Origin of the sequence: Streptomyces sp. NPDC059002, assembly GCF_042740435.1 — a bacterium.
Classification (GTDB): Bacteria; Actinomycetota; Actinomycetes; order Streptomycetales; family Streptomycetaceae; genus Streptomyces.
The window spans coordinates 1-21,250 of record NZ_JBHYJI010000025.1; the positions used below are offsets into that span (position 1 = coordinate 1).

The 21,250-nt window shown below is 69.9% G+C and carries 20 protein-coding genes and 1 tRNA gene; 9 read left to right on the forward strand and 12 right to left on the reverse strand.

The window, feature by feature from the left end; all coding sequences use genetic code 11:
- The first annotated feature begins 308 nt into the window (after positions 1-308).
- Positions 309-1,022 (forward strand): response regulator, encoded by a 714-nt coding sequence (locus ACFWZ2_RS22515; RefSeq protein WP_384548298.1) that lies wholly within the window; start codon positions 309-311, stop codon positions 1,020-1,022.
- A gap of 30 nt (positions 1,023-1,052) precedes the next feature.
- Here the strand turns inward: ACFWZ2_RS22515 and ACFWZ2_RS22520 are convergent, their stop codons facing one another.
- A complete protein-coding gene (locus ACFWZ2_RS22520; RefSeq protein ID WP_384548300.1) occupies positions 1,053-2,102 on the reverse strand; it encodes a 3-oxoacyl-[acyl-carrier-protein] synthase III C-terminal domain-containing protein in 1,050 nt (349 codons plus the stop codon).
- A 215-nt stretch (positions 2,103-2,317) separates the two neighbouring features.
- Between ACFWZ2_RS22520 and ACFWZ2_RS22525 the strand changes: the two genes are divergently transcribed.
- Together ACFWZ2_RS22525 and ACFWZ2_RS22530 are read left to right on the forward strand one after the other, a co-directional pair.
- Positions 2,318-2,587, forward strand: a complete 270-nt coding sequence (locus tag ACFWZ2_RS22525; protein WP_384548301.1) for an acyl carrier protein — start codon at positions 2,318-2,320, stop codon at positions 2,585-2,587.
- Between the two features lie 136 nt (positions 2,588-2,723).
- The gene (locus ACFWZ2_RS22530) at positions 2,724-3,635 is read left to right on the forward strand and encodes an LLM class flavin-dependent oxidoreductase (RefSeq protein WP_384548303.1); all 912 of its coding nucleotides are present in this window, start codon (positions 2,724-2,726) and stop codon (positions 3,633-3,635) included.
- A gap of 27 nt (positions 3,636-3,662) precedes the next feature.
- Here ACFWZ2_RS22530 and ACFWZ2_RS22535 read toward each other — a convergent pair whose 3' ends face one another.
- The 6 genes from ACFWZ2_RS22535 to ACFWZ2_RS22560 form a co-directional block, all read right to left on the reverse strand.
- On the reverse strand, positions 3,663-4,142 hold the full coding sequence (locus tag ACFWZ2_RS22535; protein ID WP_384548305.1) for a hypothetical protein: 480 nt from the start codon (positions 4,140-4,142) through the stop codon (positions 3,663-3,665).
- Positions 4,143-4,148: 6 nt separating this feature from the next.
- A complete protein-coding gene (locus ACFWZ2_RS22540; RefSeq protein ID WP_384548307.1) occupies positions 4,149-4,763 on the reverse strand; it encodes an RNA 2'-phosphotransferase in 615 nt (204 codons plus the stop codon).
- A 224-nt stretch (positions 4,764-4,987) separates the two neighbouring features.
- The gene (locus ACFWZ2_RS22545; protein ID WP_384548309.1) at positions 4,988-5,926 is read right to left on the reverse strand and encodes a MerR family transcriptional regulator; all 939 of its coding nucleotides are present in this window, start codon (positions 5,924-5,926) and stop codon (positions 4,988-4,990) included.
- A 27-nt stretch (positions 5,927-5,953) separates the two neighbouring features.
- Positions 5,954-6,886, reverse strand: a complete 933-nt coding sequence (locus ACFWZ2_RS22550) for a metal-dependent hydrolase (RefSeq protein WP_384548311.1) — start codon at positions 6,884-6,886, stop codon at positions 5,954-5,956.
- Complete coding sequence (locus tag ACFWZ2_RS22555) at positions 6,883-8,682, reverse strand: SDR family oxidoreductase (RefSeq protein WP_384548313.1); 1,800 nt, start codon at positions 8,680-8,682, stop codon at positions 6,883-6,885. The genes ACFWZ2_RS22550 and ACFWZ2_RS22555 overlap by 4 nt, the downstream gene beginning before the upstream one ends.
- Positions 8,679-9,530 (reverse strand): M24 family metallopeptidase, encoded by an 852-nt coding sequence (locus tag ACFWZ2_RS22560; RefSeq protein ID WP_384548315.1) that lies wholly within the window; start codon positions 9,528-9,530, stop codon positions 8,679-8,681. Before ACFWZ2_RS22560 ends, ACFWZ2_RS22555 begins: the two co-directional genes overlap by 4 nt.
- A 270-nt stretch (positions 9,531-9,800) precedes the next feature.
- On the opposite strand from ACFWZ2_RS22560, the gene ACFWZ2_RS22565 reads away from it, so the two are divergent.
- From ACFWZ2_RS22565 to ACFWZ2_RS22590, 6 genes are all read left to right on the forward strand, one after another.
- Positions 9,801-10,811 carry an ABC transporter ATP-binding protein gene (locus ACFWZ2_RS22565; protein WP_384548510.1) on the forward strand — a complete coding sequence of 337 codons (1,011 nt, stop codon included), beginning with the start codon at positions 9,801-9,803 and terminating at the stop codon, positions 10,809-10,811.
- Positions 10,808-11,689 carry an ABC transporter permease gene (locus tag ACFWZ2_RS22570; RefSeq protein WP_384548317.1) on the forward strand — a complete coding sequence of 294 codons (882 nt, stop codon included), beginning with the start codon at positions 10,808-10,810 and terminating at the stop codon, positions 11,687-11,689. Before ACFWZ2_RS22565 ends, ACFWZ2_RS22570 begins: the two co-directional genes overlap by 4 nt.
- On the forward strand, positions 11,689-12,600 hold the full coding sequence (locus ACFWZ2_RS22575; protein ID WP_384548319.1) for an ABC transporter ATP-binding protein: 912 nt from the start codon (positions 11,689-11,691) through the stop codon (positions 12,598-12,600). Before ACFWZ2_RS22570 ends, ACFWZ2_RS22575 begins: the two co-directional genes overlap by 1 nt.
- Positions 12,601-12,611: 11 nt before the next feature.
- Positions 12,612-13,331 carry an ABC transporter permease gene (locus ACFWZ2_RS22580; RefSeq protein WP_384548321.1) on the forward strand — a complete coding sequence of 240 codons (720 nt, stop codon included), beginning with the start codon at positions 12,612-12,614 and terminating at the stop codon, positions 13,329-13,331.
- A gap of 93 nt (positions 13,332-13,424) precedes the next feature.
- Entirely contained in the window at positions 13,425-13,634 is a 210-nt protein-coding gene (locus ACFWZ2_RS22585; protein ID WP_384548323.1) for a hypothetical protein, read from the forward strand.
- Between the two features lie 292 nt (positions 13,635-13,926).
- Positions 13,927-14,014 (forward strand) — tRNA-Ser (locus ACFWZ2_RS22590).
- 84 nt (positions 14,015-14,098) lie between these two features.
- On the opposite strand, the gene ACFWZ2_RS22595 is transcribed toward ACFWZ2_RS22590, so the two are convergent.
- The 5 genes from ACFWZ2_RS22595 to ACFWZ2_RS22615 form a co-directional block, all read right to left on the reverse strand.
- Positions 14,099-14,935: an HAD family hydrolase gene (locus ACFWZ2_RS22595; protein ID WP_384548325.1), complete on the reverse strand. Its 837-nt coding sequence runs from the start codon at positions 14,933-14,935 to the stop codon at positions 14,099-14,101.
- Entirely contained in the window at positions 14,932-16,209 is a 1,278-nt protein-coding gene (serS, locus tag ACFWZ2_RS22600) for a serine--tRNA ligase (protein ID WP_384548327.1), read from the reverse strand. The genes ACFWZ2_RS22595 and serS overlap by 4 nt, the downstream gene beginning before the upstream one ends.
- Positions 16,210-16,877: 668 nt before the next feature.
- Complete coding sequence (gene pheA, locus ACFWZ2_RS22605; protein ID WP_384548329.1) at positions 16,878-17,813, reverse strand: prephenate dehydratase; 936 nt, start codon at positions 17,811-17,813, stop codon at positions 16,878-16,880.
- A gap of 188 nt (positions 17,814-18,001) precedes the next feature.
- Positions 18,002-19,255 (reverse strand): iron uptake transporter deferrochelatase/peroxidase subunit, encoded by a 1,254-nt coding sequence (gene efeB, locus ACFWZ2_RS22610; protein WP_384548331.1) that lies wholly within the window; start codon positions 19,253-19,255, stop codon positions 18,002-18,004.
- A gap of 12 nt (positions 19,256-19,267) precedes the next feature.
- Entirely contained in the window at positions 19,268-21,241 is a 1,974-nt protein-coding gene (locus ACFWZ2_RS22615; protein ID WP_384548333.1) for a copper resistance CopC/CopD family protein, read from the reverse strand.
- Between the last annotated feature and the right edge of the window lie 9 nt (positions 21,242-21,250).

The following is a 21,250-nucleotide window of genomic DNA, read 5'->3' on the forward strand; positions in this document are numbered from 1 at the left end:
GGTCGGCGCGAGCCTGACCTCCGGAGCGGTCATCTGCGAGATCAAGGACTGACCCTGAGCCCCGACGCTCCCCGCCCTTGCTCCTTACGGCCTTTCATCCACCTTCAACTGCCGTGCACGCGCGTGTGGTGCATCGGAATCTCCGGTGGTGCGCCGGTCGATCCCACCTACGCCGCGGCCATCGACCAGGTCGCGGCGATGGGTGGGGGAAGGTGCTGCCGACCTCGGCTTCGACTCGATGACTGCATCGGACTTCTTCGACGACTTCGACGACCTCATCGAACTTCACGTCATACGGGGGAACACTCATGGATCCGATCCGCATACTGATCGCAGACGATCACACTCTCCTGCGAAACGCTCTCGCTGAGCTCCTGCAGGCTGAGGAGGGCATGGACGTGGTCGCGGGCGCGGGCCACGTGTCCGAGCTGTTGGATCTGGCCTCCCAGCACCAGCCCGACATCGTCCTGCTGGACATCGAGATGCCCGGCAACGACTGCCCGGAGGTGACGGTGCGCCAACTGCGGGGTGCCTCACCCGACACGAAGGTCCTCGTCCTCACGATGCACGACGCCCCGGCCCTGGTGCAGTCGCTGCTGACCTTGGGCATTCGCGGCTTCCTGCACAAGACGGTGAGCCGGCAGACGCTGTCGGCGGCCGTGCGGGATGCCTGCGCTCCGGGAGGTCCTGTGGCGGTGTCGCTCTCCGAGGGCAGGGTCACCATGGGGGCCACGCCCTCTCAGGGGCCGTTGTCGCCCCGTGAGACCGAAGTGATCGACCTCGCCGCGCAGGGGATGAGCAACTACCAGATCGCCCGTCACCTGGGTATCGCCGAAGGCACCGTGAAGCGCCACATGCGCAACATCTTCGACAAACTCCGGGCACGCTCACGCGTGGAGGCCGCCAACAAGGCGGTGGAAACAGGGCTGATATCCCACCCCGTCCCCGTCGGCCGACGCCCGCACCTCCACTCCCACGCCGACTCGTCCTGGGCTGGGCCGAATCCCCACGCACGGCCCTGAACAGGCTGTCGCCCTCCCCATCAGTCCGGATCAGTCCGGCGCTTGAACGACGAGGCAGGACCAGGTGAATCCGGCCCCGGCGCTGAAGACGAGCGCCGCTTCCCCGGGGCGGAGGGCGCGGGAGTGGATCAGCTCGGCCAGTCCCGCTGCCGCGTCACCGGCACCGAGGTGCCCGGTCGACCTCCCGTAGTCGAGAGGCTCGGCGTCCACAGTGTCGGCAAGAATCGGCAGCCAGAACTCCTGAAGGGTCTTCAGGCCGAAGCGCGGCAGCACCGCATAACGCAGGCGGGGGTCGCGCGGTCCCATCCCGGCGTCGCGCAGCGCCTCGTCGACGATGGTGCGGATGGCGTTCTCGTTCGCACGGATGAACTGATCATGGCCATGTTCATGCAGGTAGGCCCGTTTGGTGGCGCGCATGTCGACGCGGGGGCGGTGAGTACGTGCGGCGGCCGCGAAGGGGTCCGCGCCCCGGTGCATGGACTCCAGCTCCGATGCCGCCATGGTCACGATGGACCGCAGCCGCAGGGCATCCTCCGGTGCGGCCGGCGCCCGCAGGAGAACCGCTGTGCCCGCATCTCCGTAGACGACGCCGTAATCGCTGGTCCACCGGTCGAATCCTGGATTGGTGAACCGGTCTCCGGTGGTCACCATTCCCCAGCGGTATCCGTCGGTGGAATGCGCGGCGTTCGCCGTCATTCGGGCGACGGTGAGTTCCACTCCGGCCGCACCGCCGTTGCACACCTGCTGAATGCCGACGGGCATGGCGTGATGGGCGCCGAGTTCCTGGGCGACGTAATGGGCCGGAGACCACAGGTCATGTCCCTGGTAATACATCCAGGCGTGTACGCAGAGGTCGAGGGCCTTGGCCTCGATGCCGGCCTTCCGCAGTGTTTCGCGGGCCGCGCTCACCGCCATGCCGGGTGCCGGTTCCACCTCGGCCGAAGGGACCTCCGGATGGCCCAGTTCCTTGGCCTGCCGGGCGCGCAGCCGCCCGTCGGCCACAGCTTCGGTCAGCTTGGCGCGACCCTTCGGCAGCCACAGCGCAGCGGCCGCGATACTGACCGGCTCCACCGGCTTCATGCTCCGCACCACCTTCCCGTACGTCTGGTCGCATAGCCCTTCGTGCACACCTTGGCGTACCGGCATGAAAGGCTGGGCAAAGATCGTTGAAATTCCGCGCGATGCACCTTCGAGGCACATGGGGATGCCACTTTGGATGGGGTTGCCGAGATCGGCCGAATGGCGCTTGGATTTAAGGCGCCAAGGAATTCATAAAGACATGGAGGAAGACCCCGATGAGCAACGTCACCCTTTCCGAAGAGCTGCGGGAGAAGGTCCAGGAGATCGTCGCCGACGTGCTGGAAGCAGACGTGGCCGAGCTTTCGGACGAGACCAGCTTTCTGGACGACCTCGACGCCGACTCGCTGCTCGTGATCGAGATCTTCTCGCGCTTCGAGCGCGTTCTGGGCATCAAGATCCCCCAGGACGACATCACCGAGCTCGACAACCTCCCGGCCGCCTACGAACTGGTGTCGAAGTACACCCAGGGCTCCGTCGCCGCCTGACCGCCTCCCCGTCGGCGCGCGGTGGTGCGGGTCGGTCGAGACCCGGGTTCCGGGTCCGGTGGGCGGCGGCCTGCCACGCGGCGGCGGAGAGGTGACGGGCGGCTGGGGCCCTTGGGATCACCGTAGGCTCTGAGGTATGAGTCTGCGCCTGAGCACCGTGATCCTTCCCGTACGTCGCTGGAACGAGGGTGGTCGCGCTCAGTGGCTGCGGGCCGAGGAGCTCGGTTTCCACGCGGCGTACACGTATGACCATCTGGCCTGGCGCAGCTTCCGCGACGGTCCGTGGTTCGGTGCGGTGCCCACGCTGACCGCCGCCGCAGTGGCGACCGAGCGGCTGCGTTTGGGGACGCTCGTGACGTCGCCCAACTTCCGGCACCCCGTGACGCTCGCCAAGGAACTCATCTCGCTCGATGACGTCTCCGGCGGGCGGATCACACTCGGCATCGGCGCGGGCGGCAACGGCTTCGACGCCACGACGCTCCTCAAGGAGGGCGAGGAGCCGTGGACGCCGCGCGAGCGTGCCGACAGGTTCGGGGAGTTCGTGCCGTTGCTCGACCGGCTGCTGACCGAGGACTCGGTGACGTACGAGGGGACCTTCTACTCGGCGACCGAGGCGCGCAACCTCCCGGGATGCGTGCAGCGACCGAGGCTGCCCTTCGCCGTCGCGGCGACCGGCCCGCGCGGTCTGAGGCTCGCGGCCCGGCACGGCCAGGCGTGGGTGACCACGGGGGATCCGAAGCTCTTCGAGACAGGCACGCCCGAGGAGTCCCGCGAGGCGATCCGGGGACAGGCCGAGAAGCTCGGCAAGGCATGTGCGGACGTCGGCCGGGACGCGGCCGACCTCGACAAGATCCTGCTGACCGGCTTCACCCCGGACCGCAATCGGCCGCTGGAGTCCCTTGACGCCTTCGTGGACTTCGCCGGCCGCCACCAGGAGCTGGGCTTCACCGAGATCGTGATCCACTGGCCGATCCCCGATTCCGGCTTCGCCGCAGACCAGGCAGTGTTCGAGAAGATCGCTGTCGAGGCTGCCGCCCAGCTCCGCTGAGCGACTGAGCACGTGCGGACTCGGGGGTCAGCGGACCCTCGCGCTGAGCCACGGCGTCAGGCTCGCCATCGGGATGAACTCCTTGTACGTCTCGTCGCCCGGCAGCGGCACGACGAGGCGGTAGCCGGGCGGGAAGCGCCTGCCCTTGACGTGGGCGAGGCCGGAGAGGACCGACCGGACGAAGGCGGGCACGGAGTCGCGCGGGATGTCGTGGCACGCGACGTTCTCCACGGTGATCAACGCGTCGGCGCCGGACTCCGCGGAGCCGTCGTCGGGGTAGAGCCGCACCGAGATCCGGGGTGAGCCGCCGAACTCCACGTACGCCTCGTGCGGCAGCGAGCCGTCGGGGTCGGTGGTCACGCCGACGCCCGCGGTGCCGCGGCGCGAGGTCTGGTCGGCGCCGATGTCGTGGGTGACCTCGATCTGCCTGTCGTACTCACGGGCGAGCCCGCGCAGGGCGGTGAGGGCGGCCTCGGTGCTGTGCAGATGCTCCATGCGGTCGATCATGCCTGCTCAGCGGGGGCCGGGGAAGCGCAGATAGCCGGGCGGGACGGCGGCTGTCAGCCATACGCCGTTGGCGCTGACCTGGAAGGCGTGCCCGTCCCTGTGCATCGCGCCGGAGTCCACGGACAGGACGACGGGGCGGCCGCGACGGGCGCCGACGCGCGTCGCGGTCTCGCGGTCGGGCGAGAGGTGCACGGCGTGCCGGTTCATCGGGCGCAGTCCTTCGGCGCGGATCGCGGCCAGGTGGCGGGCCACGGTGCCGTGGAAGAGGTACGCGGGCGGGGTCGCCGTGGGCAGGGCCAGGTCGATGTCGACGGAGTGGCCCTGGCTGGCCCGGATCCGGCCGCCGTCGACGGCGAAGCGCTGCTTGTCGTTGACCGTCACCACGTGGTCGAGCTCGGCCCGGGTGATGGGGAAGCGGTGCGCGGCGGCCGCGGTGAGCAGTGCGTCGATCTCCACCCAGCCGTGCTCGTCGAGCGTCAGACCGATCCGCTCGGGCTGATGCCGCAGATGCTTCGAGAGGTACTTGGACACGGTGACGGTGCGCCGTGCGTCGCCGGGGTGCGGCTCGTCCGCGGCGGGGTGCGGCGCGTCCGCGCGGGGTGTAGGGGGTCCTTCTTTCATCCGTTCAGCGTCCCGGCGATCCGTTTCCCGTGCACGTGATTTTCGTCCGCCGCCGGACTCGGTTCTCTCTTTCCGTCGGCTTCCGTCGGCGTTCACTTTCGGCCGCCCACTTTTCATCGGCCAATTTCGTTCCACAGGTTTGATCCACAGCCAAGTCCAGTTATCCACAGGCTAATTGGCGATTCTGTGGACAACTCGCAGGCGATTAGCGGCATTTGGCCAATTTACTCGCTCTTGGGGTTAGTTGAGGCAAGTGCGTCCAATGTCCTTGCCTGGACCTCGCGTTCAGCGGCCGCCGCGATGAACGCCGCCGCGTTCTCCTCCCCAACCAGCGTCTGCACGGCCCGCATTGTGGAGGCGGGCAGAGCCACCACCTGCGGCTGATCCGCGGGCTCGGGCGGCAGCTCGGGGTCGAGGTGGCGCCGCAGGTGCAGCGTGGCGAACAGACGCATGGCACGCGCCAGTTCGGCGTCGACGGTCTGCTGTGCGAGCGGCCGCAGTCTGCGTACGAGAGAGGCCGCCTCGGACGCGTCCGCCTCGGTCGGCGGGTGATTGCCGAGATAGCGCGCGAAGACATGCTCGGTGGTGAACTCCAGGAAACGCGAGGCGATGTGCTCGACCTGCCCCCTCAACTCCCGCAGATGTCCCGAGATCGCGGACAGCGGAACTCCCGCCGCGTACAACTCGACGGCCACCGCCAGCTCTTGAGGGCTCGGAACGAGAAACTCGTCGTCGTTCCCCTGCACGGGCTCCAGTACGCCGAGCGCGATGGCGTCGGCGACGGCCGCCTCGTCCGGGGTGCCGCCGAACGCCGCCTCGAGCTCCGCCCGGGAGATCCGGTCGGCCTTCTCGTCCGTCCAGGGACCGTCGACCTCCGCGGCCAGACCAAGCACACCGCCGAGCCCCCGGCCGGCGTCCCAGGCCTCCAGGAGTTCCTTGATGGAGGCCAGGGTGTAGCCCCGGTCGAGCAGGTCGGCGATCTGCCGCAGCCGCGCCAGATGCGGGTCGCCGTACACATTGGACCGCCCGCGCCGCTCGGGGCGGGGGAGCAGCCCGCGGTCCTGGTAGGCGCGGATCGTGCGGACCGTCGCGCCGCTGTGGTGCGCCAGGTCCTCGATCCGGTACTCCAGCCGGTACCGCTCCGTGGGCTCCGTGTACTCCACGCTCCCCGCCCTCCGTGTCGCCTCGTGCTAGGCGATGGCCGACCGGCCCACCGCCGCCGCGGCAGCCCGTGCCGCGGGTGACTGCGCCAGATATTCGACGGCCCTGCGCAGCGAGCCCTCCTGCGAGGGATGGTACGACCGCCGCAGATAGCGGGGTATCGCCGCTCCGATCTCGCCCCAGGTGGGCAGCAGGCCCTTCCTGACCGCCCGGTTGTGCTCGGCGAGCGAGTACCGCAGCCGGCCCGCCAGTTGGGGGTCGTGGCGGATCAGATAGGCCGTGCCCCAGATCCACAGGTACAGCATCACGGGCGCGGTGACGGTCATGCCCGCGATGCGCCGGACGTAGCGGGGGACGCCGCTGCCGCCGCAGTGCTGGTACATGTCGAAGGCGACCGCGCGGTGCTCGACCTCCTCGGCGCCGTGCCAGCGCAGCAGGTCGAGCATGACCTCGTCGGAGCCCGCGTCGTCCAGGCCGTCGGCGGCCAGCACCCAGTTCCCCAGGACCGCGGTGAACTGCTCGATCGCGGCGACGACCGACAGCCGGAAGCGCAGCCACTCCTGGGTCGGTATCGGCGCCCCCAACGGCGGCCTCTCGCCGAGGAGTTTCTCGAAGAGGAAGTCGACGTACTTCGTGAACGCCGCGGTCTCGAGCCGCTGTGCCGCCAAGTGGTCCAGCACATACGCGTGCTGCACGCTGTGCGTGGCCTCCTGGCCCATGAAGCCCTTCACGTCCTGCCGCAGCACCGGGTCGGTGACCAGCGGAAGGCCCTCCTTGAAGACCTTCACGAACCACCGCTCCCCCGCGGGGAGAAGCAGATGCAGGACGTTGATGACATGGGTGGCGGTCGGCTCGTCCGGTATCCAGTGCAGCGGCGTCTCGTCCCAGTCGAACGAGACCCGGCGCGGAACGATCCTGTAGTGCTCCTCGGTGTGCGTGTCGGGATTCTGCTCCGTGCTCACAACGGCGGCTCCAATCGGGCTATCGCGCGCAGGGCCTTGGGAGTGAAGCGGGACATGAGGTGGGCGCCGCGGGCCTCGGGGGTCACCGGGACCACCGCCTGGTTCTTGACGACGGCGCGCAGGACGGCGTCGGCGACCTTCTCCGGCGGGTAGTTGCGCAGCCCGTACAGCCGGGACGTCCTCTTCTGGCGGCGCTTCTCCTCCTCGGCGTCGACGCCGGCGAAGTGCGTGGTCGCGGTGATGTTCGTGTTGACGAAGCCCGGGCAGATCGCGGAGACCCCGATGCCCTGGCCCGCGAGCTCCGCGCGCAGGCACTCGCTGAGCATCAGGACCGCCGCCTTGGAGGTGCTGTAGGCGGGCAGCGCCTTGGAGGGCTGATAGGCCGCGGCGGACGCGGTGTTGACGATGTGGCCGCCCTGGCCGCGCTCGGCCATCTGCTTGCCGAAGAGCCGGCAGCCGTGGATGACGCCCCACAGATTGACGTCGAGGACCTTCTTCCAGTCCTCGGTGCTGGTGTCGAGGAAGGAGCCGGAGAGGCCGATGCCCGCGTTGTTCACCAGGACGTCCACGACGCCGTACTCCGTGGCGACCTTCTCGGCGAGCTTCTCCATGGCCTGCTCGTCGGTGACGTCGACCGTCTCGCCCCAGGCCGCGGGGGCGCCTATCAGGCGGGACATCTCCGCCGTGCGGGCCGCGCTCTCCGCGTCCCGGTCGACGGCGATCACGCGCGCGCCCGACTCGGCGAACGCGAAGGCGGTGGCCCGTCCGATGCCGCTGCCCGCGCCGGTGACCAGGACGAGCTGGCCGCCGAACCGGTCGGCGTGCTTCCCCGTGGCCACACTGTCCTTGGCGGGCATACCGTCCTCGTTGGTGGTGATGAACTCGCTGATCCAGGCGGCCAGTTGATCGGGCCGGGTGCGCGGCACCCAGTGCTTGGCGGGCAGCGTGTGGCGGACCAGTTGCGGGGCCCACAGCTCCAGCTCGTCGTAGAGCCGCTCGGACAGGAAGATGTCGCCGGAGGGCGTGATGAGCTGCACGGGCGCGTGCGCGTACGCATCGGTGCGCGGCCTGCGCAGTCGCGCGCGGACGTTGTCCCGGTAGAGCCAGGCGCCGTGCGCGGCGTCCTGGGGCAGTGAGGACGTCGGATAGCCGCCGGACGGAACCTTCTCGACGCGCTCCAGGATCTTCGGCCACCGCTTGCCGAGCGGGCCGCGCCAGGCGAGCTCGGGGAGTACGGGGGTGTGCAGCATGTACACGTACCAGGACTTGGCGCCCTGGCCGAGCAGTTGACCGACCTTGCGCGGCGTCGGCCGGGTCATCCGCTTCTTGATCCAGTGCCCGAAGTGGTCGAGCGAGGGCCCTGACATGGACGTGAAGGACGCGATCCGCCCCTCCGTGCGCTTGACCGTGACGAACTCCCAGGACTGCACCGAGCCCCAGTCGTGCCCGACCACATGCACCGGCTTGTCCGGACTGACCGCGTCGATGACCGCCACGAAGTCGTCGGTCAGCTTCTCCAGGGTGAAGCCGCCGCGCAGCGGCCGCGGGGCCGTGGACCTGCCGTGGCCGCGCACGTCGTACAGCACGACGTGAAATCCGCACTGGTCCGCGAGACGTGCGGCGACCTCCGTCCACACCTCCTTGGAGTCCGGATAGCCGTGCACGAGCACGACCGTGGGCCGCTCCGGGTCGCCCAGTTCGGCGACGCACAGCTCCACCCCGCCCGTGCGCACCCAGCGCTCGCGGGCGTCCCCGATGCCCCTGTCGGTGCCCTTGCCGATTCCTGCGGTCGTCATGCGGCGGCCCTCTCCTCAGCCCAGCGCCGCACGTGCGGCAGATCGTCGTCCAGCCAGAACGCGCTCTGTTCGGGATCCTTGGAGTCGGTGACGACCAGGATCTCCTCGAACTTCGCGCCCGTACCCCGGAATCCGAGGTGCGGCTCGACCGCCCAGAGCCCCTTCTGGGGAGGGTGGTCGGAGAACTTGTAGGGGGACCACAGCGGGGACCAGCCGTCCCGGTGGCCATGGATCGCGTCGCTCGCGAGGCCCTTCAGCGACTGCGTGCCGAACCCGAACAGGTGCGGCGTCAGGCGCCGCTCCTTGACCCGGTCGACCTTGTGCGCGATGACGCCGAAGGGATACGCGCGATGGCGGTTGGCATAGCCCTGACGGACCATGAGGCGGTCCACGTCCTCGTATATCTCGCGCAGCGGGCGGCGCTCGCGGACCTCGCGCAGGATCAGCTCGCGGTGCGCCTCGAGGTCGGCGAGGAGCTTGTCGTGCACGGGATTGAGGCCGAGGCAGCCGGAGTAGCCGATGTCGGCCGTGAACCCCTTGTAGACCGGGGCCATGTCGAGGATGAAGGGCATCCCCGGCTCCAGCCTGCGGTGGGTGGGGAAGAACTGCAGGGGTATCCGGAAGTTCACGAACGCCGTGCGGTCCCCGAACCAGGCGAAGGGCAGGTGGAACCAGTCCCGCACACCCCGCTCGCGCAGCCACTCGCGCTGCATCCGCGCGGCCTCGCGCTCCGTCACACCCGGCTTGAGCTGAGCCGCGACCGCCTCCGCGCATTCATACGCGAGGGTCTGCACTTCCCTGAACCCCCGCAGCTCCGCGGAGAGTTCGCCTGTCACTGCTGAGGTCATGCCACCGTCCGTCCCGTGTCCGGCCCGCTCGTGCCGAGCCCATGTCCGGTCCATCGCCGTACGCGTTCGTAACTTGACACTGATGAATGTGACAATGCCCGGCGGCTACGTCAAGGGCTCTGCACAACCCTGCGGGACAGGTCCGGAAGAACCCCCAGGGGTCGACTTCCGGACGACCCTTACGGGCCCGTAATACTCCAGAGTGACGTCAGGTCGAGCCCGTGGTCTGACGACCGGTGTGGTCTGCGCCACTACCTTCGAAGCGTGACTGTGATCGCGACCGAAAGCCTGAGCAAGCGGTTCCCGAGGGTGACCGCTCTTGACCGGCTCTCCATGGATATCGGGCCCGGTGTGACCGGACTCGTCGGAGCCAATGGAGCCGGCAAGTCCACATTGATCAAGATCCTGCTGGGTCTGTCCCCCGCCACGGAGGGCCGCGCCGCCGTGCTCGGCCTCGACGTCGCCACCAGCGGCGGCGAGATCCGCGAACGCGTCGGGTACATGCCCGAGCACGACTGCCTGCCGCCCGACGTCTCGGCCACCGAGTTCGTCGTCCACATGGCGCGCATGTCCGGACTGCCGCCCACCGCGGCCCGCGAGCGCACCGCGGACACCCTGCGGCACGTCGGCCTCTACGAGGAGAGGTACCGCCCCATCGGCGGCTACTCGACGGGCATGAAGCAGCGCGTGAAGCTCGCGCAGGCCCTGGTGCACGACCCCCAGCTGGTCTTCCTCGACGAGCCGACGAACGGCCTCGACCCGGTCGGGCGCGACGAGATGCTCGGCCTGATCCGCCGCGTCCACACCGACTTCGGCATCTCGGTCCTGGTCACCTCGCACCTCCTGGGCGAGCTGGAGCGCACCTGCGACCACGTCGTCGTCATCGACGGCGGCAAGCTGCTGAGGTCCAGCTCCACCACCGACTTCACCCAGACCACCACGACGCTCGCCGTCGAGGTCACCGACTCCGACGCCCACCCCGACGGCACCCGCGCGCTGCGCGACGCGCTCCAGGGACGCGGCATCGGCACCGAGACCGGCGGCGAACTGCCCGGCGCGGGACACACGATCCTGCTCACCGCCGAGGGCGAGGAGACCTACGACCTCGTGCGCGACCTCGTCGCCGACCTCGGCCTCGGCCTGGTCCGGATGGAACAGCGCAGGCACCACATCGCCGAGGTCTTCAAGGACGAGCCGCGGCAGGAGCCCGTCTCCGAGCGCGCGGCCGCCTGGGCAGCCACCGCGGCCGCCGCACAGCAGAAGGAGGGAGGGGCGCGATGAGCACCGAGTCCACCCAGATCCACAACATCGGGTACCGCAACTACGACGGGCCGCGCCTCGGCCGTGCCTACGCACGCCGTTCGCTCTTCTCCCAGAGCCTGCGCGGCGCGTACGGCCTCGGGCGGTCCGCCAAGTCCAAGGTCCTGCCCATGATCCTCTTCGCGGTGATGTGCATGCCCGCCGCGATCATGGTGGCGGTCGCCGTGGCCACCAAGGCGAACGACCTGCCCGTCGACTACACGCGCTACGCGATCGTCATGCAGGCCGTCATCAGCCTCTTCCTGGCCGCCCAGGCCCCGCAGACCGTCTCCCGCGACCTGCGCTTCAAGACCGTGCCGCTCTACTTCTCGCGGCCCATCGAACGCGGTGACTACGTCCTCGCGAAGTTCGCCGCGATGAGCTCGGCCCTCTTCGCCCTGACGGCCGCCCCGCTGCTCGTCCTCTACGTAGGGGCGCTGCTCGCCAAGCTCGACTTCGCCGACCAGACCAAGGGATTCGCCCAGGGACTCGTCTCCGTGGCGCTGCTCTCGCTCCTCTTCTCCGGCATCGCGCTCGTCATCTCGGCGATCACACCCCGGCGCGGCTTCGGCATCGCCGCCGTCATCGCCGTCCTGACCATCACCTACGGAGCGGTGTCCACGGTCCAGGCGATCGCCCACGAACAGGGCAGCACCGGAGCCATCGCCTGGCTCGGACTGTTCTCGCCGATCACACTCATCGACGGCGTACAGACCGCCTTCCTCGGCGCGACCTCCGCCTTCCCCGGCGCGGAAGGCCCCTCCGCCGGAGTCGGTGTCGTCTACGTACTCGTCGTCCTCGCCCTCATCGCGGGCTGCTACGGCGCCATGATGCGCCGCTACCGAAAGGTCGGCCTCTGATGAGCACGATCACCATCGACCACACCTCCCGCTGGTTCGGCAACGTGGTGGCCGTCAACGACATCACCATGAACATCGGCCCGGGAGTCACGGGGCTCCTCGGTCCGAACGGCGCGGGCAAGTCCACGCTCATCAACATGATGGGCGGCTTCCTCGCCCCCTCCACGGGCAGTGTCACGCTCGACGCCAAGCCGATCTGGCGCAACGAACAGATCTACAAGGAGATCGGCATCGTCCCCGAGCGCGAGGCGATGTACGACTTCCTCACGGGCCGCGAATTCGTCGTCGCCAACGCCGAGTTGCACGGTCTGGACGAGCGCGCCGCCAAGAAGGCGCTCGCCACGGTCGAGATGGAGTACGCGCAGGACCGGAAGATCTCGACGTACTCCAAGGGCATGCGCCAGCGCGTGAAGATGGCGTCCGCCCTGGTCCACGAGCCGTCCGTGCTGCTGCTCGACGAGCCCTTCAACGGCATGGACCCGCGCCAGCGCATGCAGCTGATGGACCTCCTGCGGACCATGGGCGACCAGGGCCGCACGGTCCTCTTCTCCTCGCACATCCTCGAAGAGGTCGAGCAACTGGCCTCGCACATCGAGGTGATCGTCGCCGGACGGCACGCGGCGAGCGGAGACTTCCGCAAGATCCGCCGCCTGATGACCGACCGGCCGCACCGCTATCTGATCCGTTCCAGCGACGACCGCGCCCTGGCCGCCGCGCTGATCGCCGATCCGTCCACGGCCGGCATCGAAGTCGACCTCAAGGAGGGCGCGTTGCGCATTCAGGCGGTCGACTTCGGCCGGTTCACCACGCTGCTGCCCAAGGTCGCCCGCGACCACGGCATCCGGCTCCTGACGGTCTCGCCATCGGACGAGTCCCTCGAGTCGGTCTTCTCCTACCTCGTCGCGGCCTGAAGGGAGCCACCGTGTACGACCCCACTGTCGCCCGGCTCACCTACCGGGCCCTGCTCGGCCGCCGCCGGGCGCTGATCCTCTTCGCCCTGCCCGTCCTGCTGATCGTGATCGCCGCCGCCGTACGAGGCTTCAGCGGCGCCGACGACCAGGTCGCCGTCGACGTCCTCGGCGGCTTCGCGCTCGCCACGATGGTGCCGATCATCGGCGTCATCGCGGGCACCGGCGCGATCGGCCCGGAGATCGACGACGGCTCCGTGGTGTACCTGCTCTCCAAGCCGGTCAAGCGGCCCACGATCATCTTCACCAAGCTGATCGTCGCCATCGCCGTGACCATGGCCTTCTCCGCGATCCCGACGTTCATCGCCGGAATGATCCTGAACGGCAACGGCCAGCAGATCGCCATCGCCTACACGATCGCGGCGCTCGTCGCCTCCATCACGTACGCCGCGATCTTCCTGCTCCTCGGCACGGTCACCCGGCACGCCGTGGTCTTCGGGCTCGTCTACGCCCTGGTCTGGGAGGCCCTCTTCGGGTCCCTGGTCGCCGGGGCGCGCACCCTCAGCGTGCAGCAGTGGTCCCTCGCCGTGGCCCAGAAGGTCGGCGACGGCGACCTGATCACCTCGGACGTCGGCCTGCCGACCGCGACGGTCCTGCTGATCGCCGTCACGGTCGTCACGACCTGGTACGCCGGACAGAAGCTGAGGTCCCTGAAGCTGGCCGGGGAGGAGTAGCCCCCGCTCGCCTTGACGGCGCCTTCACCCTCCCACCAGCACACTGGTGGGAGGGTGCGCCGTTGAGCGCGCTGTTTCCGAGGAGGTGCCGCGATGGCATCGGAGGAGGACTGGGACGACGTCGTCCTGGACGAGGACTTCGTACGGTCCGCACAGCGGGCGGAGCCGTCCGCGCGGGCGCGCATGCTGACCGAGCGGTGGCGGGAGCGCGGGGCGCCCGAACCACAGCCGTGGCGCTCCGACGAGCCGCCCGCGGGGTGGTTCTTCAGCCGGTCGCGGCGCCGGAAGTGGCGTCGGCGCTGAGCGCTGCGCGGGCCCGGTGCGGGCCGGTGCCGGTGCGGCGCGGATTTAATCGGTGGCGGTGAACTCCCCGTGCGGGCAGAGTAGTTGATGTCAACGCGCCCGCCTTGGGCGCTCACCTTCTGGGAGAGGAGCCGACGTGTCCATCAGTACGAGTCCGTCGAGTTCCCAGCAGGGCAGCCCGCGGCAGGCTCCGGAGTAGTCGCTCACTTCGTAGAGCCCCCGCCCACGGGGGAGCTGCCCGGGGCGGCCGCTTCGAGCGCGCAGATCGCATCTCTGCGCGGGCCGCCCACCCGGAGGATTGGCCGAGTGGTAAGGCAGCGGCTTGCTAAGCCGTCGTCGGGGCTCATACCCCCGCGCGCGTTCGATCCGCGCATCCTCCGCGTAACCGGGGCTGGTGTTCATCACCGGCTCCGCCGAGTTCGTCCTCAAACGCCGGACGGGCTTGATATCCCGTCCGAGCCGCCTCACGGGCCGGATTGCCCCAGCAACCGCTCGAGCACCACCGCGATGCCGTCCTCCTCGTTCGAGGACGTCACCTCGTCCGCCACGGCCTTGAGGTCCTCGTGGGCGTTGGCCATGGCTACGCCGTGGGCTGCCCAGCCGAACATGGGGATGTCGTTCGGCATGTCGCCGAAGGCGATCGTGTCCGCGGCCTTCGCGCCCAGGCGGCGGGCCGCCAGGGAGAGGCCCGTGGCCTTGGAGAGGCCGAGGGGGAGGAGCTCGACGATGCCCTCGCCCGCCATCGTCACGCCGACCAGGTCGCCCGCCACCTGACGGGCCACGTCCGCGAGGGCGTCGTCGCTGAGGCCGGGATGCTGGACGTACACCTTGTTCAGCGGGGCCGCCCACAGGTCGGCGACGTCCGTGAAGGGGATGGTCGGGAGCGGGCCCTCCTGGACCGTGTAGCCAGGGCCGACCAGGACCTCGCCGTCGATGCCGTCACGGCTCGCGGCGAGCGCCAGGGGGCCGATCTCCGCCTCGATCTTGGCGAGCGCGAGCCCGGCCAGCTGCCGGTCGAGCGTCACCGAGGTGAGCAGCCGGTGCTCCCCCGCGTGGTAGACCTGTGCGCCCTGCCCGCACACCGCGATGCCCTCGTAGCCGAGGTCGTCGAGGATGTGGCGGGTCCAGGGCACCGCACGGCCGGTGACGATGATGTGCGCCGCGCCCGCCGCGGTGGCCGCGGTGAGCGCGTCGCGGGTCCGTCCCGAGACCGTGTCGTCGGGGCGCAGGAGCGTCCCGTCGAGGTCGGTCGCGACCAGCTTGTAGGGGAAGGCGGGCGTGACCGGAGCTGGGTGGCTCACTTGGCGATGGGCTCCAAAATCTCTCGTCCCCCGAGGTACGGGCGCAGCACCTCGGGCACCACCACGGAGCCGTCGGCCTGCTGGTGATTCTCCAGGATGGCCACGATCGTGCGCGGGACGGCGCACAGCGTGCCGTTCAGCGTCGCGAGGGGCTGGACCTTCTTGCCCTCGCGCATGCGGATGGACAGGCGGCGGGCCTGGAAGCCGTCGCAGTTGGAGGCCGAGGTCAGCTCGCGGTACTTGCCCTGGGTGGGGATCCACGCCTCGCAGTCGTACTTGCGCGAGGCCGAGGCGCCGAGGTCACCGGTGGCGACGTCGATCACCTGGAAGGGCAGGCCGAGGCCGGTCAGCCACTGCTTCTCCCACTCCAGGAGGCGCTTGTGCTCGTTCTCCGCGTCGTCGGGGGCGACGTACGAGAACATCTCGACCTTGTCGAACTGGTGCACGCGGAAGATGCCGCGGGTGTCCTTGCCGTACGTGCCGGCCTCGCGGCGGAAGCAGGGCGAGAAGCCCGCGTACCGCAGGGGGAGCTTGTCGGCCTCGACGATCTCGTCCATGTGGTACCCGGCGAGGGCGACCTCGGAGGTGCCGACCAGGTAGTAGTCGTCCTTCTCCAGGTGGTACACGTTGTCCGCGGCCTGGCCGAGGAAGCCGGTGCCCTCCATGGCGCGCGGGCGCACGAGCGCGGGCGTGAGCATGGGGGTGAAGCCGGCCTCGGTGGCCTGCGCGATCGCCGCGTTCACCAGGGCGAGCTCCAGGAGCGCGCCGACGCCGGTGAGGTAGTAGAAGCGCGATCCGGAGACCTTCGCGCCGCGCTCGACGTCGATGGCGCCGAGCAGCTCGCCGAGCTCCAGGTGGTCCTTCGGCTCGAAGCCCTCGGCGGCGAAGTCGCGCGGGGTGCCGAAGCGATCGAGGACGACGAAGTCCTCCTCGCCGCCGACCGGGACGTCCTCGTGGACGATGTTCCCCAGCTGGAGCAGGAGGCGCTTGGCGTCCTCGTCGGCCTCGTTCTGCGCGGCGTCGGCCGCCTTGACCGCGGCGGAGAGCTCGCCCGCCTTCCTCAGGAGCTCCTGCTTCTCCTCGGGCGATGCCTTGGGGATCAGCTTGCCGAGCGTCTTCTGCTCGTTGCGGAGTTCGTCGAAGCGGACGCCGGACGACCTGCGCCGCTCGTCGGCGGAGAGCAGGGCGTCGACGAGCTCGACGTCCTCTCCACGGGCGCGCTGGGAGGCGCGAACACGGTCGGGGTCCTCACGGAGCAGGCGAAGGTCAATCACCCCTCAAGGCTACCGTCGGACGGTTCCGGGCCACGACTCGATATTCCATTGTGTACGTTATGCCCGGTTTGCCGGAATATGAATTCCCGGTTCCGGGTAAACCGAATCAAGATCGATACGGCCGGAAAAGCTCCGCCCGACCCCTGTCGGCGACCGGTCAATAAAAAAGGTGCCAATCCCCGAAATGGGGCAGAGCGTCCTCGCCGCCTTGACTCGAACCCCTTGCGGGGGGCGGGACTTGAGGGCTCCGTCCACCCCTGTTGTCCACAGGGATGGGGGCCTCCGGAGAGTTATCCACAGGGTGTGCGAAAGATCTGTGGACGCCAGAATGAGGCGTTCCGAAAGCCGTATGTGCGACGAAGGATTCCCGTCCCAAACCACCTGCACACCCACTTTCGAGTGGAAATGGTTCGCTCCAAAGAGTTGATCAATGGAAAAGAGTGGACGAGGGGTGACGTACGAGGCTGTGGACGGACTTGCGGGCTGTGGGCCGATTTGTCGACCATGTCGTGCTTCGTTGTCGACTTGTCCCCAGGTCGAGATCGGATCCTGTGGATAACTTCTGTGGACAACGTAAATCTGCAGGTAGGAATGGCGCCCGGTGGATCCACATGGGCATCGGCGGACCCACAGGGCCCGCCGATGAGGTACCGGAGCGTCGCCGGTGGCTAGAAACGGCCGTCCTGGCTGCGCGTCAACCAGTCCGCCGCCGCCATGAACGCCTCGTCCGAGGTGCCGGGCCGCAGCGTCCGCACATCGGCGGGAGAGACCCCCGCCCGCGGATACGACCCCAGGAAGCGCACCTCGGGGCAGATCCGCTTGAGGCCCATCAGCGCCTCGCCGACCCGGCGGTCCGTGATGTGCCCCTCGGCGTCCACCGAGAAGCAGTAGTTGCCGATGCCCTGGCCCGTGGGGCGCGATTCGATCCGCATGAGGTTGACCCCGCGCACCGCGAACTCCTGGAGCAGTTCGAGCAGGGCACCGGGGTGGTCGTCGCCGAGCCAGATGACGACGGAGGTCTTGTCCGCGCCCGTCGGCGCCGCGGGCCTGGCGGGGCGGCCGACCAGCACGAAGCGGGTCTCGGCGTTCGCCGCGTCGTGGATCTCGCTGACCAGCGGTTCGAGGCCGTACGTCGCCGCGGCGAACTCGCCCGCGAAGGCCGCGTCGAAGCGGCCCTCCTGGACCAGGCGCGCACCGTCCGCGTTCGAGGCGGCCGACTCCCACAGGGCGTCGGGCAGGTGCGTGGCAAGCCAGTTGCGGACCTGGGGCTGGGCCACGGGGTGGCCGGTGACCGTCTTGATGTCCGTGAGCGCGGTGCCGGGGCGCACCAGCAGCGCGAAGGCGATCGGCAGGACCACCTCGCGGTAGATCATCAGGGGCTCGCCCTTGGCGAGTTCGTCGACGGTGGTGGTGACGCCGCCCTCGACCGAGTTCTCGATCGGCACGAGCGCGGCCGCCGCCTCGCCGTTGCGTACGGCGTCGAGCGTGGCCGGCACGGACACCATCGGGACGAGTTCCCGGGCGGCCGCTTCGGGGAGCGTGCGGAGAGCGGCCTCGGTGAAGGTGCCTTCGGGGCCGAGATAGGTGTAGCGCGTCGCCGACATACCGTCACCCTAATGGCCTGTCCGTGGCATGGCTCACGCGTCTCACAGGGCGACCCTCGCCCCACGAAGCCGAGCTCGGCCGAGCCCAGAGCCGAAGCCGGGCTCGGGGCCGAGCCCAGAGCCGAAGCCGAGCTCCGGGCCGAGCCCAGAGCCGAAGCCGGGCCCGACCCCGGCCCCGGCCCCTCCTCTCACGCCTCCAGCAGCCGCTGCCCCACGTACTCGCCCTTCGCCGCCCCGCCCGGCACCGCGAAGAGCCCGCTGGCCTCGTGCCGGATGAACTCCGACAGGGCGTCGCCCCGGTCGAGCTTGCGCTGCACCGGCACGAAGCCGCGGACCGGGTCCGCCTGCCAGCAGACGAAGAGCAGTCCGGCGTCGGGATCGCCGTGCGCGTCGAAGCCGTCGTGGTACGAGAACGGGCGGCGCAGCATCGCGGCGCCGCCGTTCTGGTCGGGCCGTGTGATGCGGGCATGGGCGTTGACGGGGATGACGACGGTGCCGTCGGCGCCGGTCTTCTCCAGCTGCGGCTCGGTGGTCTCCGTGCCGCCGGTCAGCGGCGAACCGTCCGACTTGTGCCGCCCGATCACCGCCTCCTGGTCCTTCAGACCGAGCTTCTCCCAGTCGTCGAGGAGCATCCGGATACGGCGTACGACGGCGTAGGAGCCGTTCGCCATCCATGCGGGGTCCCCGTCGCCCGGAACGAAGATCCGCTGGTCGAAGTCCTTGTCCGACGGCTTGGGGTTGTTCGTGCCGTCGACCTGGCCCATCAGGTTGCGGGTCGTCATCGGGTGCGCGGTCGCGCCCGGCGAGCGGTTGAAGCCGTTCATCTGCCAGCGCACGCGCGCGGCCCCCGCGGCCTCCTTCTGGACGGCGCGCAGCGCGTGGAAGGCGACGAGCGGGTCGTTCGCGCCGATCTGCACCCACAGGTCGCCGTTGCTGCGCGCCTTGTCGAGCCGGTCGGACGAGAAGTCGGGCAGCGGATCCAGGGCCTCCGGGCGCTGCTTCTCCAGGCCCGTGCGGGCGAAGAAGCTCGCGCCGAAGCCGAACGTGACGCTGAGCGACGAGGGTCCCGCGTCGCGGGCGACCGCCGTGTCGTCGTCGCCCACGGGCTCGCCCGCCATCAGCCGTGCGGCCGTCGCCGACCAGCGCCGGAGCAGGGCCGCCGCCTCCTTGCGGCCCGCGCCCGCCGTCAGGTCGAAGGCGACGAGGTGGCCGCGGGACTGGGTGGGCGTGGTGATGCCGGGCTGGTGTTTCCCGTGAAACATGACCTCGTCCGTGCCGAGCGACGCCAGCGCCGCCTTCGACGCGTCGTCCGAGCCCGAGCCCGAGCCCGAGCCCGAGGACGCCGCGGCGTAGCCGACCGCCCCGCCCCCCGCGCCGAGTGCGAGGCCGGTCGCGCCCGCGGTGCCGAGCAGCCGACGCCGCGAGATCCCGTTGTCCGCCATGAGTGGTTCCGTTCAGCCGATCTGCGCGTTCTTCTTCACGGTGACCTGGTCGATGTCCGAGGTCCGTACGGTCACCGCGATCTTCCAGTCCCCCGCCATCGGGATCTGCACCCCGCTCGCACTCCAGTGTCCGGTGGCGATGTGGTCCGGAGCGACGGGCAGCGGTCCGACGTCCTTCGACTTGAGGGTGAGGGAGACCTTCACCTCGGGGACGTCGAAGGCACTGCCGTTGGGCCGCTTTACGTAGAGGTGCATTTCGTTGCTGCCGGTGCGGCCCGGGTCCAGGTCGAGCTGCACGGTGCCCTTGCCGTCCGAGCCGCCCGTGTCGAAGGGCACCTTGAGGGAGAGCGGGCCCGAGCGCTGTGCCGCCGCGGCGGAGGTGGCCTTGGCGGCCTCTTCCTCGGTGCGGCCCGGCTCGGTGGTCGTCAGGACCGTGGTGACGGCAAGCAGGACGACGGCGATGCCCGCCTCGGTGAGCACCGAGCGGCGCAGGCCCGAGCGGTGCGGGTCGGCGTCGCGGATGCGCTTCTCGCGGGCGCTCGCCATGGCGGCCTGCTGCCGGGCGAGCTGGGCGGAGCGCTGCGGGTCGGCCCCGCCGGAGGGCACCGTGACGGGCTTCTCCGTGCGCTGCTCGACGACCACGGCGGCCGCGGCCTCCGGGGCGAGACCGCCCGCTTCGGAGGCGATGCGTCCGGTCCAGCGCCGCGAGACGTAGGCGACGCCCACCAGGACGACGACCAGGCCGACCTTGACCAGGAGCAGCTGTCCGTACGACGTGCCGGTCAGGGCCGACCACGAACCGACCTGCCGCCACGACTGGTAGAGGCCGGTCGCGGCCAGGACGACGACGCTGGTGAAGGCCACCCGCGAGAACCGCCGCACGGCCGCCTCCTCCACCGAGGGCGTGCGGTAGAGGGCGACGAGCAGTGCCGCGAGCCCGCCGAGCCAGGCGGCGACGGCCAGCAGATGCAGCACGTCGACAGGCATCGCGAGCCCGGCCTGGATGCCGGTCGACGCGTGCTCGGCCATCGCCCAGGTCGCCGCGATCCCGATGGCGACGACGGTGCCGCCGATGGCGAGCCCGAAGGTGAGGTCCTTCTTCTCCTTCGGGTCCTCGCGCTTCTCGTACGCCCCGAAGAGCACGGCGATGAACAGCGCGGCGGCGGCGAGCAGCAGGAGACGGGAGACGAGGGCCGCGCCCGTCTTGGTGTTGAGGACGTCGCCGAGCTTGGCCATGTCGAGGGCGTCGGCGAGCTTGCCCGAACCGGTGTAGGGGGCGCGCAGCAGGAGCAGGGCGAGGGTGGCGCCGGTCAGCGTGACCCAGCCGTACGTCACCAGACGCTGCACGGGCCGCACACCGGCGCCGCGCGGCCAGCAGCCGAGCACGAACGCGGCGCCGCCGACGACCAGGATGAACCCGGCGTACGAGAAGTAGCGCGCGATGTCGTAGAGCACGCCGACCAGGCCGCCGCCCACCTCCTGGTCGGGCAGCGCGACCTTCGTGTCGGAGGGCGCGCCGATGGAGAAGGTGAAGGCGCCCGCGATCGGATGGCTGTCGGCGGACACCACTTGGTAGGCGACGGTGAAGGTGCCGTCGGGCAGGCCCGAGCGGAGTTTCACGCCGTAGGTGTTGGAGCCCAGGTCGGTGGTCTTGTCGGTATCGGCGCGCTTGCCCTCGGGGTCGAGCACCCGCACCGAGCCGTCCGACATGGCGACCTTCTCGGAGAAGGTGAGCTTCACCTGGTCGGGGGCCTTGGCGACCACCGCTCCCTGCTTCGGGTCGCTGCCGGTCAGCGCGGCGTGCGCGGACGCGGGCGCGGCACCGGCGAGGAAGGCGCCGGTCGCGGCGACGACCACCAGGAGGAGCCGCAGGAGGCGTGGCCCGGCCCCTGCGCGGAAGGCGGTCCCTGCGCGGTGGGCGGTCCCGCCCCGATGATCGGTCCCGGAGCGGTGAGCGGTCCTGGAGCGGGGAGCGATGGTCTGCATCAACGGTCC